This is a genomic window from Phenylobacterium sp. (assembly GCF_037968635.1).
GTDB lineage: Bacteria > Pseudomonadota > Alphaproteobacteria > Caulobacterales > Caulobacteraceae > Phenylobacterium.
Map to the genome: position 1 here is coordinate 1 of NZ_JBBKVV010000201.1, position 15,290 is coordinate 15,290.

At 67.7% G+C, this 15,290-nt stretch carries 13 protein-coding genes; 9 read left to right on the plus strand and 4 right to left on the minus strand.

Translation table 11 applies throughout. The annotated features are described in order from the left end of the window. The first annotated feature begins 345 nt into the window (after positions 1 to 345). On the plus strand, positions 346 to 1,104 hold the full coding sequence (locus AAC997_RS20945; RefSeq protein ID WP_340647649.1) for a class I SAM-dependent methyltransferase: 759 nt from the start codon (positions 346 to 348) through the stop codon (positions 1,102 to 1,104). Between the two features lie 14 nt (positions 1,105 to 1,118). Here the strand turns inward: AAC997_RS20945 and AAC997_RS20950 are convergent, their stop codons facing one another. Then, a complete protein-coding gene (locus AAC997_RS20950; RefSeq protein WP_340647650.1) occupies positions 1,119 to 1,580 on the minus strand; it encodes an SRPBCC domain-containing protein in 462 nt (153 codons plus the stop codon). A gap of 106 nt (positions 1,581 to 1,686) precedes the next feature. On the opposite strand from AAC997_RS20950, the gene AAC997_RS20955 reads away from it, so the two are divergent. From AAC997_RS20955 to AAC997_RS20970, 4 genes are all read left to right on the plus strand, one after another. Next, on the plus strand, positions 1,687 to 2,592 hold the full coding sequence (locus AAC997_RS20955) for an SDR family NAD(P)-dependent oxidoreductase (protein WP_340647651.1): 906 nt from the start codon (positions 1,687 to 1,689) through the stop codon (positions 2,590 to 2,592). 155 nt (positions 2,593 to 2,747) lie between these two features. After that, positions 2,748 to 4,172 (plus strand): MFS transporter, encoded by a 1,425-nt coding sequence (locus tag AAC997_RS20960; RefSeq protein WP_340647652.1) that lies wholly within the window; start codon positions 2,748 to 2,750, stop codon positions 4,170 to 4,172. 142 nt (positions 4,173 to 4,314) lie between these two features. Beyond that, complete coding sequence (locus AAC997_RS20965; RefSeq protein ID WP_340647653.1) at positions 4,315 to 5,742, plus strand: MFS transporter; 1,428 nt, start codon at positions 4,315 to 4,317, stop codon at positions 5,740 to 5,742. A gap of 80 nt (positions 5,743 to 5,822) precedes the next feature. Continuing rightward, the gene (locus AAC997_RS20970; protein WP_340647654.1) at positions 5,823 to 7,223 is read left to right on the plus strand and encodes an MFS transporter; all 1,401 of its coding nucleotides are present in this window, start codon (positions 5,823 to 5,825) and stop codon (positions 7,221 to 7,223) included. A 69-nt stretch (positions 7,224 to 7,292) separates the two neighbouring features. Here AAC997_RS20970 and AAC997_RS20975 read toward each other — a convergent pair whose 3' ends face one another. Continuing rightward, complete coding sequence (locus AAC997_RS20975) at positions 7,293 to 8,411, minus strand: Mrp/NBP35 family ATP-binding protein (protein WP_340647655.1); 1,119 nt, start codon at positions 8,409 to 8,411, stop codon at positions 7,293 to 7,295. Between the two features lie 125 nt (positions 8,412 to 8,536). Here AAC997_RS20975 and hflK point away from each other — a divergent pair, with 125 nt between their 5' ends. Together hflK and AAC997_RS20985 are read left to right on the plus strand one after the other, a co-directional pair. Continuing rightward, positions 8,537 to 9,733: an FtsH protease activity modulator HflK gene (gene hflK / locus AAC997_RS20980; protein ID WP_340647656.1), complete on the plus strand. Its 1,197-nt coding sequence runs from the start codon at positions 8,537 to 8,539 to the stop codon at positions 9,731 to 9,733. Further along, a complete protein-coding gene (locus AAC997_RS20985) occupies positions 9,730 to 10,620 on the plus strand; it encodes a protease modulator HflC (RefSeq protein ID WP_340647657.1) in 891 nt (296 codons plus the stop codon). The genes hflK and AAC997_RS20985 overlap by 4 nt, the downstream gene beginning before the upstream one ends. Before the next feature lie 148 nt (positions 10,621 to 10,768). Here the strand turns inward: AAC997_RS20985 and AAC997_RS20990 are convergent, their stop codons facing one another. Beyond that, positions 10,769 to 11,446 (minus strand): HAD family phosphatase, encoded by a 678-nt coding sequence (locus AAC997_RS20990; protein ID WP_340647658.1) that lies wholly within the window; start codon positions 11,444 to 11,446, stop codon positions 10,769 to 10,771. Positions 11,447 to 11,495: 49 nt separating this feature from the next. After that, positions 11,496 to 12,389, minus strand: a complete 894-nt coding sequence (serB, locus tag AAC997_RS20995) for a phosphoserine phosphatase SerB (RefSeq protein WP_340647659.1) — start codon at positions 12,387 to 12,389, stop codon at positions 11,496 to 11,498. Between serB and miaA the strand changes: the two genes are divergently transcribed. Together miaA and AAC997_RS21005 are read left to right on the plus strand one after the other, a co-directional pair. Next, the gene (miaA, locus tag AAC997_RS21000; protein ID WP_340647660.1) at positions 12,334 to 13,317 is read left to right on the plus strand and encodes a tRNA (adenosine(37)-N6)-dimethylallyltransferase MiaA; all 984 of its coding nucleotides are present in this window, start codon (positions 12,334 to 12,336) and stop codon (positions 13,315 to 13,317) included. The two genes, serB and miaA, sit on opposite strands and share 56 nt — an antisense overlap. A gap of 173 nt (positions 13,318 to 13,490) precedes the next feature. Continuing rightward, the gene (locus AAC997_RS21005) at positions 13,491 to 15,284 is read left to right on the plus strand and encodes an acetolactate synthase 3 large subunit (protein ID WP_340647661.1); all 1,794 of its coding nucleotides are present in this window, start codon (positions 13,491 to 13,493) and stop codon (positions 15,282 to 15,284) included. The last annotated feature ends 6 nt before the right edge of the window (positions 15,285 to 15,290 follow it).

Genomic DNA, 15,290 nt, shown 5'->3' on the forward strand with positions numbered 1-15,290 from the left:
CGTGTCGATGCCGCCGGCCTGCTGGCGCAGCACATTGGTCAGCCACAGGTTGATCACGTAGCAGAGGCAAAGGATCACGGCCGTGTAGACGTGTCGGCTGTGGCTGGCGCTCTTGGTCATGCCGAATTCCCGGTACTCAACAACTGGCGCCAACTCTGGGGTGAGCACGCCAAGGAACCGTTAAGCATCCTGGCGTTTCGGCCGCGCACGTCCAGGGTGGATTCACCTCACGGCCCGCCGATGCCCCCACACCCGGCCTGAGGACGTCGAGCCTAGGACGCCTGAAAGTCCTTTGCGTCGGCGGGTCCGCGACCCAGGATGACAGCGTCGTTTGGGAGGACGCCGATGAGCCTGCGCCAGCACGAGATCGCCGAAGCCGGGCATCGGATTCTCAATCCGCTGACCGATGAGAAGCTGGACCTGTTGGGACGGATCTGCCGCCTGGCGCCGGGAGACCGGCACCTGGACCTGTGTTGCGGCAAGGGCGAAATGCTGTCGCGTTGGAGCGCGGCCTATCAGACCCTCGGAATGGGGATCGACATCAGTCACGTGTTCCTGGAGGCCGCCGTCCTGCGCGCGGCGGAACTCGGCGTGACGGACCAGGTGGGCTTCCATCGAGGCGACGCGCGCGACCTGTTCGGGCCGGAACTCGCGGTGGAGCCCGGCGCCTATGACGTCGTCTCCTGCGTCGGCGCGACCTGGATCGGCGGCGGAACCGAGGGGACCATCGCCTTGATCGCACCGGCCTTGAAGCCCAGCGGCCTGATGCTGATCGGCGAGGTCTACTGGATCGAGACGCCATCCGCGCAGGTGGCGGAGGCGGTGGGCGTGGGCTTGACCCAAGCCGCCACCCTGGCCGGCACGCTCGACCGGTTCGAGGCCGCGGGGATGGAGCTGGTGGAGATGGTGCTGGCCGACGGCGACAGTTGGGACCGCTACGTCTCCGGCCAGTGGCGGACCGTCGACCAGTGGCTGCGCGACCATCCCGGCGACCCGGAGGCGCCGGGCATGCGCGACTTCCTCGACAAGGGCCGGCGATCACACCTGACGTTCGGCCGCCGCTACCTGGGCTGGGGAGTCTTCGTGCTGCGGCGCAGGAACTAGCGTCGAAGCGCGGCCTATTCGAACCGCTGCGCGAGCTGCTCCAAGGACAGGCGGGAACCCTCGTCGTTGTCCGCCGGACGGATGCCGGGCGGGATGTTGGCGGCCAGAATTGTGACGTCGGTCCCGCCGGAGGTGGGCTCAAAGGAGATCTCCATCGTCATCTCTCCCTTGAGGCTCGGGTCCTGCGTGTCGAAGGTCACCGCCTGGAGGATGCGGCGCGGCGGGGTGAGTTCGAGGAAGCGGACGTGGACGCGATCCTCCTTGTCGGACGTCTTGCCGGGATGGGCCTGTTCGGTCTCCGGGTAGAACAGCGACATGTCGTAGCCGCCGCCGACCCGGCCCTCGAAGGCATGGAGCTGGCCGGTCATCTCGGCGGGGGGCAACCACTGGACGAGGATGTCCGGGTCCATCCAGGCGTCGTAGAGCGCCTCCGGGGCGGCCCGGATGATCCTGGATGTACGGGTCGAGGTGGCCATGGACTGAGATTAAGGCAGCGCGGCGAACATGGCGAGTGCTTGACCTGCCTTCTCCCGCGCCGCACAAACCGCGCGAAATTCTGACCCTCTTTATGGAGAGACTTCCATGGCGGACATCCGCTTCGACGGCAAAGTTGCGATCGTCACCGGCGCGGGCGGCGGCCTGGGCAAGCAGCACGCTCTGGAACTGGCGCGTCGCGGGGCCAAGGTTGTGGTCAACGACCTGGGCGGCTCGATGGACGGTTCGGGCGGCTCGTCCTCGGCGGCCGACGCCGTGGTCGAAGAGATCAAGGCCCTGGGCGGTGAAGCCATCTCCAACGGCTCCTCGGTCACCGACGACGCCGGCGTCGCCCACATGGTCAAGCAGACCATGGACCAATGGGGCCGCATCGACGTGCTGATCGCCAACGCCGGCATCCTGCGCGACAAGAGCTTCGCCAAGATGACGATGGAAGACTTCGAGCTGGTGCTGAACGTCCACCTGATGGGCACGGTCAAGCCGACCAAGGCCGTCTGGGAAATCATGCGCGAGCAGAACTACGGCCGCATCGTGGTGACCACCTCGTCGTCGGGCATGTACGGCAACTTCGGCCAGTCCAACTACGGCGCCGCCAAGCTGGGCATCATCGGGTTCATGAACACGATCCGCCTGGAGGGCCAGAAGAACAACATCCACATCAACGCCATCAGCCCGGTCGCCGCCACGCGCATGACCGAGAACCTGATGCCCCCCGCCATCCTGGAAAAGCTGAAGCCGGAATACGTGACCCCCGGCGTCGTCTATCTGGCCTCCGAGGAAGCCCCTACCGGCGCGATCCTGACCGCCGGCGCCGGCGCCTTCGCCCTGACCCGTCTCTATGAGACCGAGGGTGTGTACCTCGGCGAGGGCGGCCTGTCGGTGGAAGAGGTCCGCGACAACTGGTCCAAGATCTCCGATCCGGCGGGCCAGCAGGCCTATCTGAACGGCGGCGAGCAGAGCGGGAAGTTCTTCCGCAAGATGCAGGGCGGCTAGGCTCACGCCTCATCGGTTCGACAGAAGGGGCGGCGCCGCGAGGGCCGCCCTTTTTTGTTGCGCTGAATTCACTTGCCCGCCCCCCGACTATCGAGCGAAACCTGAAGCGCAACACCGCCCGCGAGAGGCGTGACCTATCTGGAGCAGGGATCTTCATGAGCGACTCTTCGGCGGTGCGAGCCCGACGGCTTCCGCTGTCCACGGCCCTGGCCTTCGCGGCCACCAGCCTGCCGATCTCGGCGGTCGCCATCGCAATCTCGGTCTATCTGCCGCGCCACTATGCGAGCCATCTGGGCATCGACCTGGCCCTGGTGGGGGCGGCCTTCTTCATCGTGCGCATGATCGACATCCCCGTGGACGGCCTGTTGGGCTGGACCATGGACAAGACCCGCACGCGCTGGGGCCGCTACCGGCTCTGGACGATCCTGGGCGGGCCGGTGCTGATGGCCGGGATCTACTTCCTGTTCATGCCCCCCGAGGGCGTGGGACGGACCTATCTGATTGTCTGCCTGCTGGTCATGTACCTGGGCAATTCGATCCTGGCCCTGTCGCACGCCGCCTGGGCCGCGACGCTGGCCCCCCACTATGATGACCGCTCGCGACTGTTCGGAATCATGACCGGCATCGGCGTGCTGGGGGCGGCCTCGATCCTGGCCATCCCGATCATCAACGAGGCGCGCGGCGCCTCGGACGCCGGCAATATCGCCACCATGGGCTGGTTCATCTTCGTCCTGACCCCGATCGCCGCGGCCCTGGTGGTCTGGCGCACGCCCGAGAAGATCGCGCCGGAAGTCCCGGGCCACGCCTTCCGCCTGCGCGACTACGGCGCCCTGATCACCCGCCCCTCCTTCCTGCGGATCCTGCTGGCCGACCTCTGCCTGTCCCTCGGCCCGGGCTGGATGAGCGCGCTCTACCTGTTCTTCTTCACCGACAGCCGCGGGTTCACTACCGGCCAGGCCAGCATCCTGCTGGCGATCTACATCCTGGCGGGCTTCGCCGGCGCGCCCTTGATGGGCCGGCTGGCCACCAAGATCTCCAAGCACCGCGCGGTGATGGTGGCGACCACCGTCTATTCCCTGGTGCTGATCTCGCTGATGGCCATTCCCAAGGGCAACATGCTGATCGGGGCGATCCCGATGTTCATGGCCGGCTTCATGGCTGCGGGCTTCAACGTGCTGACCCGGGCGATGACCGCCGACGTCGCCGACGAGGTGCGCCTGGAACAGGGCAAGGAGCGCTCTGGCCTGCTCTACGCCATCACCGTCATGACGACGAAGATCGCCGGGGCCTTCTCCATCGGCCTGACCTTCTGGGTGCTCTCCAAGGTGGGATACCTCGCCGCCGACGGGGCGAAGAACACTCCGGAGGCGATCCACAATCTGGAACTGGCCTACCTGATCGGGCCGGTGGTGTTCGTGATGCTGGGGGGCGCCTGTATGATCGGCTACAAGCTGGGGGCCGAGCGTCACGGCGAAATCCGGCGCGAGCTGGACGCCCGGGACGCGCTCTATGACGAGGCGCCGATCGTCGAAAGCGTGACGGGCGAGGCCTCCATCCCCACGCCCCCCGGAGCCCGCTGACACCGACCACGCGGCCCGGGGCGATTCTGTCGCGTCCGGGCCTGCGAAACCGCTTGCTTCCGCCAAGGTGATCGCGCGTAACCTAAGCCACTGACTCAAGCCTCCGACCGTGTGTGCTGGGTGTGCGCGGAGGATGCGAGACTTGACCAAAGCCACCACGGCGATCCCGTCGGGACGCCTGTCGCTCGGGACCATACTGGCCTTCGCCGGAACCAGCCTGCCGCTCTCGGCCCTGGCCATCGCCATATCGGTCTATCTTCCCCGCTACTTCGCCAGCCACATCGGCGTCGAGCTGGCGGTGGTGGGCGCCGTCTTCGCCCTGGTCCGCGCCATCGACATTCCCCTCGACCCGGCCCTGGGCATGATCATGGACCGCACGCGGACACGCTGGGGCCGCTATCGGATCTGGACGGTGATCGGCGCGCCGATCCTGATGATCGCCCTGATCATGCTGTTCCAGGCGCCCGAGGGTTCAGGTCAGCTCTATCTCGGGGGCTGGCTGCTGGTCATGTACCTGGGCACCTCGATCCTGGGCCTCTCGCACTCGGCGTGGGCCGCGACGCTGGCCACCAACTATCATGAGCGTTCGCGCATCTTCGCGGTGATGACCGCGGTGGGGGTGCTGGGCGCGGTCCTGGTGCTGGTGATCCCCATCCTGCTGGAACAGCAGGGTCTGAGCGACGCCCAGGGCGTCCAGGCCATGGGCTGGTTCATCATCGCCCTGACCCCGGTGGCCGTCGCCCTGGTGGTGTGGCGCACGCCGGAGAAGATCACCGTCGACGTGGGCGCCAAGCACTTCAACCTGCACGACTACTGGGCGCTGATTTCGCGGCCCAACATGATCCGCATCCTGCTGGCCGACCTGTGCCTGTCGCTGGGTCCGGGCTGGATGGCCGCGCTCTACCTGTTCTATTTCAAGGACGCCCGGGGCTTCTCCACCTCGCAGGCCAATATCCTGTTGCTGGTCTACATCCTGGCGGGCTTCGCGGGCGCCCCGGCGATCAGCTGGCTGGCGAACAAGATCAGCAAACACCGGGCCGTGATGGTCGCCACCACCGGCTATTCGCTGATGCTGATGCTGGTGGGCTTCCTGCCCAAGGGCAGCATGATGCTGGCCCTGCCGGCGATGTTCATGGCCGGCTTCCTGGCCGCGGGCTTCGGGGTCATGACCCGGGCGATCACCGCCGACATCGGCGACGAAGTGCGGCTGGACGGCGGCAAGGAGCGGATCGGCCTGATCTACGCCCTGACCGTCCTGACCGGAAAGGTGGCCGGGGCGTTCTCGATCTTCCTGACGTTCACCGTCCTGGCCCGCGTCGGCTACAACGCCAAGGAGGGCGCCGCCAACACCGCCGAGGCGATCCACAATCTGGAGCTGGCCTATCTGATCGGCCCCATCGTCTTCGTCATGCTGGGGGGCGCGTGCTTCATCGGCTACAAGCTGGACGCCAAGAATCACGCCGAGGTCCGGCGCAAGCTTGAGGAACGCGACGCCCTCTATGACGAGGCCGCGATCATCGAGAGCGTGGCGGCCGAGCCCGGCAACGTGGTGGTCGAACCCAGGACTTGAGATCTTTTCCGCGCCCTCCAGGCGCACTCTGAATTTTCAAAACAGGCGCGTTTCAGCGCCACACCATTAGGAGGTCCTTCATGGCGGTTTCGCCCCCAAGCCCGCGGCTATCGCTGCCGGTCACCCTCTCATTCGCCTCGACGGCTCTGCCTGTCGCCGCCATCGGGCTGGTGATGGCGGTCTTCCTGCCCCGTTTCTTCGCCGGGCACCTGGGCCTCTCCATGGTCGCGGTGGGCGCGGCGATCACCATCGTGCGTCTGATCGACCTGGCCGTGGACCCCCTGCTGGGCATGGCCATGGACCGGACCAAGTCGCGTTGGGGCCGCTATCGTCCCTGGCTGGTCGTCGGGGCGCCGCTGGTGATGGCGGCGGTCTACATGCTGTTCATGGCCGATACGGGGGTCAGCGAGGGCTACGTCATCGGCTGGCTGCTGGTGCTGTATCTGGGGATCTCCATCGTCACCCTGGCCCAGGCGGCCTGGGGCGCGGCGCTCGCCACCGACTATAACGACCGATCGCGCGTGTATGGCGTGATCAGCGCCGTGGGTGTCCTCGGCGCCGTCCTGATCCTGGTGGTGCAACTGTCGGTGAAGGGGAGCTTCGCCGAGAGCGTCCACGCGATGGGCTGGTTCTGTATCGCGCTGCTGCCGATCACCGTGCTGCTTTGCGTCTGGATCAGCCCCGAGCGTGTCGCCCCCAAGACCTCGGGCGTGCACGCGAGCTTCTCCGACTATTGGAAGCTGATCTCCCGTCCCGAGATGGTCCGGCTGATCTTCGCCGACTTCGTGATGGCGCTCGGTCCCGGCACCACTGCGGCGCTCTACCTGTTCTTCTTCCACGACGCCCGGGGCTACACGACGGCCCAGACCTCGTTCCTGCTGATCTTCTACATCGCCGCGGGCCTGGCCGGCGCGATGTTCTGGAGCTGGCTGGCGCAAAGGATGGGCAAGCACCGGACCCTGATGCTGACCTCGGTCTGCTACGCCATCACCCAGTCGATGCTGATGATCATTCCGCCCGCCACCATGGCCCTGGCCATCCCGGCCATGTTCGCCGTGGGCTTCGTCTCCTCGGCCTTCGTGCTGATCGTGCGCGCCATGGTCGCCGACGTGGCCGACGAGGTGAGGCTGGAGACCGGCGAGGAGCGAGCCGGCCTGCTCTATGCCTTGGTCACCACCACCCAGAAAATCGGCTCGGCGATCACCGTCGGCGTCAGCTTCACCGTGCTCGGCATGGTGGGCTACAACGCCGCCGAGGGCGCCGTGAACACCCCTGAGGCCATCCGCGGCCTGGAGCTCTGCTACGTCTTCGCGCCCATCATCCTGGTGTTCTTCGGAGGGGCCTCCTTCATCGGCTGGAAGCTGGACGCCAACCGCCACGGCGAGGTTCGCCGGCAGCTCGACATCCGTGACGCGCTCGCCGCCGAGGCCGATGTTCTGGCCACCACCTCAGGCATCAACCTGCCCGACACCAAGGCGTAGGACCGCTAGAGCGCGTCAGGGTCAAGTGGAGGCCGGTCAACCCGTCCGACGCGCTCTATCGTCATGGAGTTAGAGCAGCGCCTTGGCGATCTGATTGAAGACGTTGGCCGCGGGGCTCGCAGGAGCCGCCGCGGTCACCGGCCTGCCGTCGTCGCAGGCTTGGCGCAGGGCCTGATCCAACGGGATCTCCCCCAAAAGCGGCAGGCCCAGTTTCGCAGCCTCCGCCTTGCCGCCGCCCTCGCCGAAGATCGGGATGCGGGCGCCGGTGGCCGGATCGGGGAAGTAGGACATGTTCTCCACGAACCCCAGGATCGGGGTGTCGGTCTTCTGGAACATGGCCACGGCCCGGCGCGCGTCGATCAGGGCGATCTCCTGCGGCGTCGAGACGATGACCACCCCGTCCAGCTTGATCTTCTGAACCAGGGTCAGCTGGATGTCCCCGGTGCCCGGCGGCATGTCGACGACGAGAATGTCGAGGGGCTCGGCCTCCGTGCCCCAGGCCACATCGTTGGCCATCTGGCGCACGGCCGACGAGGCCATGGGCCCGCGCCAGATCATCGGCGCGGCCTCGTCCACCAGGAAGCCGATGGACATCACCTTCATCCCCCAGGCTTCCAGCGGGATCAGCTTCTTGTCAGGGCCAAAGCCCGGGTCGCCGTCGACGCCCAGCATGCGCGGGGCCGACGGACCATAGATGTCGGCGTCCAGCAGGCCGACGCGCAGGCCCATGGCGGCGAAGGCGGCCGCCAGGTTCACCGAGATGGTGGACTTGCCCACCCCGCCCTTGCCGCTGGCGACGGCGATGACGCGGCGGACGTGATCGGGACGCTGAGCGTCAACCGGCGGCTTGGGGGCGGCGGTGGGGTCTTGCGTCACGCGGGCGCCCTTGACCACGCGGGTCACACCGGGTGGTGGCGGCGGCGGCTGATCCGCCTCGACGGTCAACATCACCCTGGCCTCGGCGACGCCGTCGACGTGCATGAGGGCGCGCTCGGCCTCGGCCCGGGTCGGCTCATAGAGCGGGATATCCCTGGCCGCCACCTCCAGCACGAAACCGGCGCGGCCGGGCGCCAGGGACAGGCCGTGAACCAGCCGGGCCGAGACCAGCCCCTTGCCGGTCTTGGGGTCCAGGACCCTGTCGAGGGCGGCCAGGATAACAGCGCGTTCGGGGGCGGTTTCGGCGTTCATGACACCCGTGTGTCTTGCTTTGCGGGCTTGCGCGCCTCATATCCGGCTGACAGCGCCGGTTTACAAGCCCGACGACAGGCAGCCCTTCGCTGCCGCGCCGAGACAAAGAAGCAGACGACGCGAATATGCCCTGGAACGACAATGCCAACCCCGGCCCCTGGGGGACTCCTCCTTCTGGTGAGGGCGGCGACAAGCAGCCCCCCAAGAGCACCGGCCCGCAACGCGGCGGTCCTCGCCGTCCCGGCGGACCCGGCAGCGGCGGCCCTGGCGGCCCCGACATCTCCGCGATCCTGGACCGGCTGCTGGCGCAATTGCGCGGCCTGTTCGGCGGCGGCGGTGGACCTGGCGACCGTATCCGACCTGGCGCGATCGCCGCCGCGGCGGGCGCTGGCTTCGCGCTTTGGGCGCTCTCGGGCCTCTACATCGTCCAGCCCAACGAGCAGGCGGTGGTCACCACCTTCGGCGCCTATTCACGCTCTGAATCGCCGGGCCTGCGCTATCACCTGCCCGCGCCCATCGAGCAGGTCGAGAAGGTGGCTGTCACCAGCCTGAACCGGATTGATGTCGGGGGCGCCGCCGGCGTCGACGTGCCGGAAGAAAGCCTGATGCTGACCGGCGACGAGAACATCGTGAACCTGGACTTCAGTGTCACCTGGCGCGTGGCCGACGCGTCCAAGTACGTCTTCACGGTCCGCGACCAGGAAGACGCCGTCAAAGCTGTGGCTGAGAGCGCCATGCGCGAGATCGTCGGCAAAACCAGCCTGGAAGCCATCCTGACGCGCGGCCGGGGCGCGGTGCAGATCCAGTCCGCCGAGCTCATGCAGAAGACCCTGGACGGTTGGGGCGCCGGCGTCAGCATCGTCGAGGTGCAGATTCGCAGCGCCAACCCGCCGCAGGAAGTCGTCGCCGCCTTCCGTGAAGTGGCCAACGCCGGCCAGGACGCCGAAAGCGCCGTGAACCAGGCCAACTCCTACCGCAACCGCGTGATCAACGAAGCCAAGGGTGACGCAGCCAAGCTGACCCAGTCCGCCCAGGGCTATCGCGAGCAATCGGTTCGGGAAGCCATCGGTGAGGCCTCACGCTTCAGCCAGATTCTGACCGAGTACAAGCGTGCGCCGGGCGTGACCCGCGACCGCCTCTACATCGAGACCATGCAGCGGGTGCTGTCGCGGTCCAACAAGGTGGTTATCGATGGCAAGGGCGCCAGCGCCCCCATCATCCTGCCGCCGGATGTCTTCCGCGCCAGGACGCCAGCCGCCCGTATCGAACCTCAAGCCGAGGGCGGCGCGACCGTCACGCCCAGCCCGGGAGCCCCGCGATGAACCGTAGCCTCACCACCTGGGGCGTCATCGCGTTTGGCGTCCTGATCGTCCTGTTCAACACTCTCTTCATCGTCGAGCAGCGCCAGCAGGCCATCGTGGTCCGCTTCGGCGAACCCGTCCGCGTGATCAATGCGCCGGGCGAGAACGCGCCGGGCCTGAAGATCAAGGCGCCCTTCCTCGAGAACGTCATCAAGCTGGACAAGCGCAACCTGAAGCTCGAGGCCGACAAGGAAGAGGTCATCGCCGCCGACCAGGAGCGCCTGGTGGTGGACGCCTTCGTCCGCTACCGCATCTCCAACCCGTTGCAGTACTACCGGACCCTGCGTGACGAACGGACGGCCAACGACCGCATTGAGCGGCTGTTGAACTCTTCGCTTCGCCAGATTCTCGGCTCGGCCAATTCCAGCGACATCATCTCGGGCCGACGCGGGGCCCTGATGGCTCAGACCAAGGTGGACGTCGCCAAGCGCGCCGCCTCTTCGCGCCTGGGGATCGAGATCATCGACGTGCGGATCAAGCGCGCCGACCTGCCGGCCGCCAACCAGGCGGCGGTCTATCGCCGGATGCAGACCAGCCGTCAGCAGGAGGCCGCCCAGAAGCGGGCCGAGGGCGAACAGAAGAAGCGCGAGATCATCGCCGGCGCCGACAAGGAAGTGGCCATTACGCTGGCCACCGCCACCGAGGAGGCCGAGACCACCCGAGGTGAGGGCGACGCCCAACGCACCCGGATCTTCGCCCAGAGCTTCGGGCGCGATCCGAGCTTCGCGGCCTTCTATCGCTCGATGTCGGCCTACGAGGCCTCGCTCGGCCAGGGCGACACGACGATGGTGCTGTCGCCCGACAGCGCCTTCTTCAAGTACTTCGAGCGCGGCCCGAACGCGAAGTAGGCGTGCCTAGATGCTCCCCTCCTGGGGGAGCTGTCAGCAAAGCTGACTGAGGGGGACATTGACTCTTGTTTTGGGGTCGATGTTGTCGCCTACGGCGATCCCCCTCCGTCCCGCCGCTACGCGCCGGTCCACCTCCCCCACCTCGGCGCTACGCGCCTGGGGGAGGATTTAAACCAAGCAGCCCCCGCACCTCGTGCAGGTCGCGGGCGATGCGGACGCAGAGTCCGTCCATCTCCTCGGTGGCGTCCAGCAGGTCTGGAACCATGATGGTCATCATGCCGGCGGACGAGCCGGCGCGGACGCCGTTGTGGCTATCTTCCAGGGCCAGGCAGAACTCCGGGGCGATGCCAAGGCGCTCGGCGGCCTTGAGGAAGGGGTCGGGGTTGGGCTTGCCGTTGACGTAGTCGCCGCGGGCCACCACCGCGTGGAAGCGCGGGATGATCCCCGACTTGCCCAGATGGGCCTCCACGGCGCGGTGGCTGGAGGAGGTGGCGATGGCGCGGGGCAGGTCCAGGGCGTCGAGGAGGTCGAGCAGTTCGACAACACCGGCCTTCAGGGCGATGCCGGCCTCGCACGCCGCATCGACGTGGACCATCACTCGGGCGTTGAAGGCGGCGATGGGGAAGTCCTCGCCGAAGTGGTTGAGCACCTGGCGATCGCTCATGGGGCCTGGCAGGCCGATCATGGACTTGAACAGCGAGAGCGGCATGTCGTGGCCGTGCTCGGCCGCGGTGGCGAACATGGCGTCGCGGTAGACGACCTCGGTGTCGCAGAGCAGGCCGTCCATGTCGAAGACGACGGCCTTGGGGATGCGGGGCAAACTCATGGCTTGGCCATAGCGCGGTTCGCCCAGGCCCGCCCAATCAAGGATGGCGTCAGTCTGTAACGAAGTCGGCCGCCGTATAGCCCTGGAAGTAGAGCAGGGCCGTCAGGTCGGCGAAGTCCACCTTGGCGTCGGCCTCGGCGGCGACGATGGGCTTGGCGCGGTAGGCCACGCCGAGGCCCGCCTCATCGATCATGGCCAGGTCATTGGCCCCGTCGCCGACGGCCAGCGCCTCGGTGGGCGTGAAGCCCGCCGCGGCGGTCTCCTCGCGCAGGGCCGCCAGCTTGGCCTCGCGGCCGAGGATGGGAGCGCCGACCTCGCCGGTGAGCAGGCCCGCGGCCTCGATCAGGGTGTTGGCGCGGTTGGCCTGGAAGCCGGCGGCCTCCGCCACCCGGGCGGTGAAAAAGGTGAAGCCGCCGGAGACCAGGAAGGCGCCCGCGCCGTTGGCGGTCATGGTGCGGACCAGGGTCCGGGCGCCGGGATTGAGCTTCACCCGCTCGTCGTAGCAGCGCTGCAGGACGTCGACGGAGAGGCCCTTCAGCATGGCCACCCGCTCGCGCAGGGCGGATTCGAAGTCCAGTTCCCCGCGCATGGCGCGCTCGGTGATCTCCGAGACCTTGTCCTTCACGCCGGCGAAATCGGCCAGTTCATCGATGCACTCGCAGCCGATGATGGTGGAGTCCATGTCGGCGATCAGCAGGCGTTTGCGGCGGCCGTTCCAGTGCTGAACACAGGCGTCGATGGGCAGGCCCTCAAGGGCGTTGGCGACGGCGATGCGGACCGGGGCGATGGCCTCGGCCTCAACGGCGAGGTCGAAGGCGCCGGGGCCCAGGACGCGGGGCTCCTTGACGCGGGCGCGGGCGCCTGCGAGCGCTGTGGTGATCGGGCCGATGGCGGCCTGGGCCGCATCTGGCGTGGGACTGACGAGGGTAAGGGCGAGCTGCATGGAGCCCCGCATCTGGCTGATCGCCGGGCCCACCGCAAGCGGCAAGTCGGCCCTGGCCCTGCGTCTGGCCCAGAAGATCGGGGCCGAGATCGTCGGCGCCGACGCCCTGCAGATCTATCGCGACCTGCGCGTGGTGACCGCCCGGCCCTCCCGCGAGGAGGAGGCCTGGGTCCCGCACCACCTGGTGGGCACGGTCGACGGGGCCGACGGCTGGTCGGTGGGGACGTGGTCGCGGGCGGCGGCCCAGGAGATCACGGAGATCACCGGTCGGGGGCGGTCGGTGGTGGTTGTAGGCGGCACCGGGCTCTATTTCCGCGCCCTGACCCACGGCCTGGCGAAGATCCCGCCGACCCCGCCGGAGGTGCGCGACCAGGTCGCCGCCGACTATGACGCCCTGGGCGAGGTCGCCTTCCGCCGCAGGCTGGCGCAGGCCGATCCGGCCGCCGCCGCGCGGATCAGTCCTGGCGACCGGCAGCGGCTGGCGCGGGCCTGGGAGGTGTTCGCCGCCAGCGGCGTCTCGCTCACCGACTGGCAGGGCCGCACCGATCCAGTCCTCCCCGCCGGCAGCTATTCAATGGTCGCGTTGGAGCCCGACCGGAAGCGGCTGTACGACCGCTGTGACGCGCGGATGGCGATGATGCTGGCGGCCGGCGCCCTGGAGGAGGTGGCCGAGCTGATGGCGCGCGACCTCGACCCCGCCCTGCCGATCATGAAGGCGGTGGGGGTCCGCGAACTGGCCGCCCAGCTCAAGGGGGAACTCACCCCGGCCCAGGCGCTCACCGCCGCGCAGCAGGAGACCCGTCGCTACGCCAAGCGCCAATCCACCTGGCAGCGCGGGCAAATGGCGCAATGGCCACGGATCACCGCCTTGGACCCTGAAGACCAGTGGAGGCAGTTTCTTGCGCTGACCCCCGGGTTGACGCCCTGACGGGGGCATGGCATCAGCAAGGACCTTGGTTTCTGGAGAATGCTCGTGCGCGAGATTCTTGTACTTGTACGGCGACCTGTCGCGGACTGACGATCACGTCAGTCTGTCCAAGGTCGCTTGCATCGGGCCCCCAGAGGGCCTTTTTTATTGCCCCACACTAGGCGCCCCCCGAAATGACCGCCCACCAGACCACCATCGAAGCTGACACCGAAACCCTGACCGGCGCCGAGATCGTCGTGCGCGCCCTGATCGACCAGGGCGTCGAGGTGCTGTTCGGCTATCCGGGCGGGGCGGTCTTGCCGATCTATGACGCGCTGTTTGAGGAAAAGCGCCTGCAGCACGTCCTGGTCCGCCACGAGCAGGGCGCGACCCACGCCGCCGAGGGCTATGCGCGGTCCACCGGCAAATGCGGCGTGGTCCTGGTGACCTCAGGCCCCGGCGCCACCAATGCGGTCACCGGCATCGTCGACGCCCTGATGGACTCCATCCCGATGGTGGTCATCACCGGCCAGGTCGCCACCCACCTGATCGGCACCGACGCCTTCCAGGAATGCGACACGGTGGGCATCACCCGGCCGATCACCAAGCAGAACTATCTGGTGAAGTCGGTCGAGGACCTGCCGCGCATCATGCACGAGGCCTTCCACATCGCGACGTCGGGGCGCCCCGGCCCGGTGGTCATCGACATTCCCAAGGACGTGCAGTTCTCCAAGGGCGCCTATCACGGCCCCAAGGCGGTCAAGCACAGCCACGAGTACAATCCCCGCACCAAGGGCGACGCCGGCAAGGTGGCCGAGGCCGCGGCCCTGATCGCCGGGGCTCGCAAGCCGATCCTCTACACCGGCGGCGGCGTCATCAATGCCGGGCCCAAGGCCGCCCAGCTGCTGCGCGACTTCGCCAAGCTGACCGGCGCGCCGGTGACCTCCACCCTGATGGGCCTGGGCGCCTTCCCGGCCTCCGATCCCCAGTGGCTGGGGATGCTGGGCATGCACGGCGCCTATGAGGCCAACCACGCCATGCACGATTGCGACGTGATGGTCTGCATCGGCGCGCGCTTCGATGACCGGGTCACCGGCCGGCTGGACGCCTTCTCGCCGGGCTCCAAGAAGATCCACATCGACATCGACGCCTCGTCGATCTCCAAGAACGTCAAGGCCGACATCGGCATCGTCGGGGACGCGGGCTCGGTGCTCGAGGACCTGATCGCCGCCTGGAAGGGCCGCAAGATGGCCACCGACCCGGCGGCCCTGAAGGACTGGTGGAGCCAGATCGACCAGTGGCGCGCGCGCAAGGGCTTCGCCTATTCGCCCGACTCAAAGCTGATCAAGCCGCAGTACGCCGTCGAGCGGCTGTACGAGCTGACCAAGGACCGCGACACCTACATCACCACCGAGGTCGGCCAGCACCAGATGTGGGCGGCTCAGTACTACCACTTCGAGCAGCCCAACCGCTGGATGACCTCCGGCGGCCTGGGGACCATGGGCTACGGCCTGCCGGCCGCCGTGGGCGTGCAGATGGCCCATCCCGACAGCCTGGTCATCGACATCGCCGGCGACGCCAGCGTGCAGATGACCATGCAGGAGATCGCCACGGCCATTCAGTACGACCTGCCGATCAAGATTTTCATCCTCAACAACGAGTGGATGGGGATGGTCCGCCAATGGCAGCAGCTGCTGCACGGGGAGCGCTACAGCCACTCCTATTCGGCCAGCCTGCCCGACTTCGTGAAGATGGCCGAGGCTTTCGGCGGGGTCGGCATCCGGGCCGAGACGCCAGGTGAGCTGGACGACAAGATCCTGGAGATGATCTCGGTTCGCAAGCCCGTGCTGTTCGACTGCCGGGTCACCAAGGAAGAGAACTGCTTCCCGATGATCCCGTCGGGCAAGGCCCACAACGAGATGATCCTGGCCAATGACGGCCGCGACCTGGGCGGCGTCATCGACGACGCCGGCAAGCGGCTGGTCTAAGGCTTC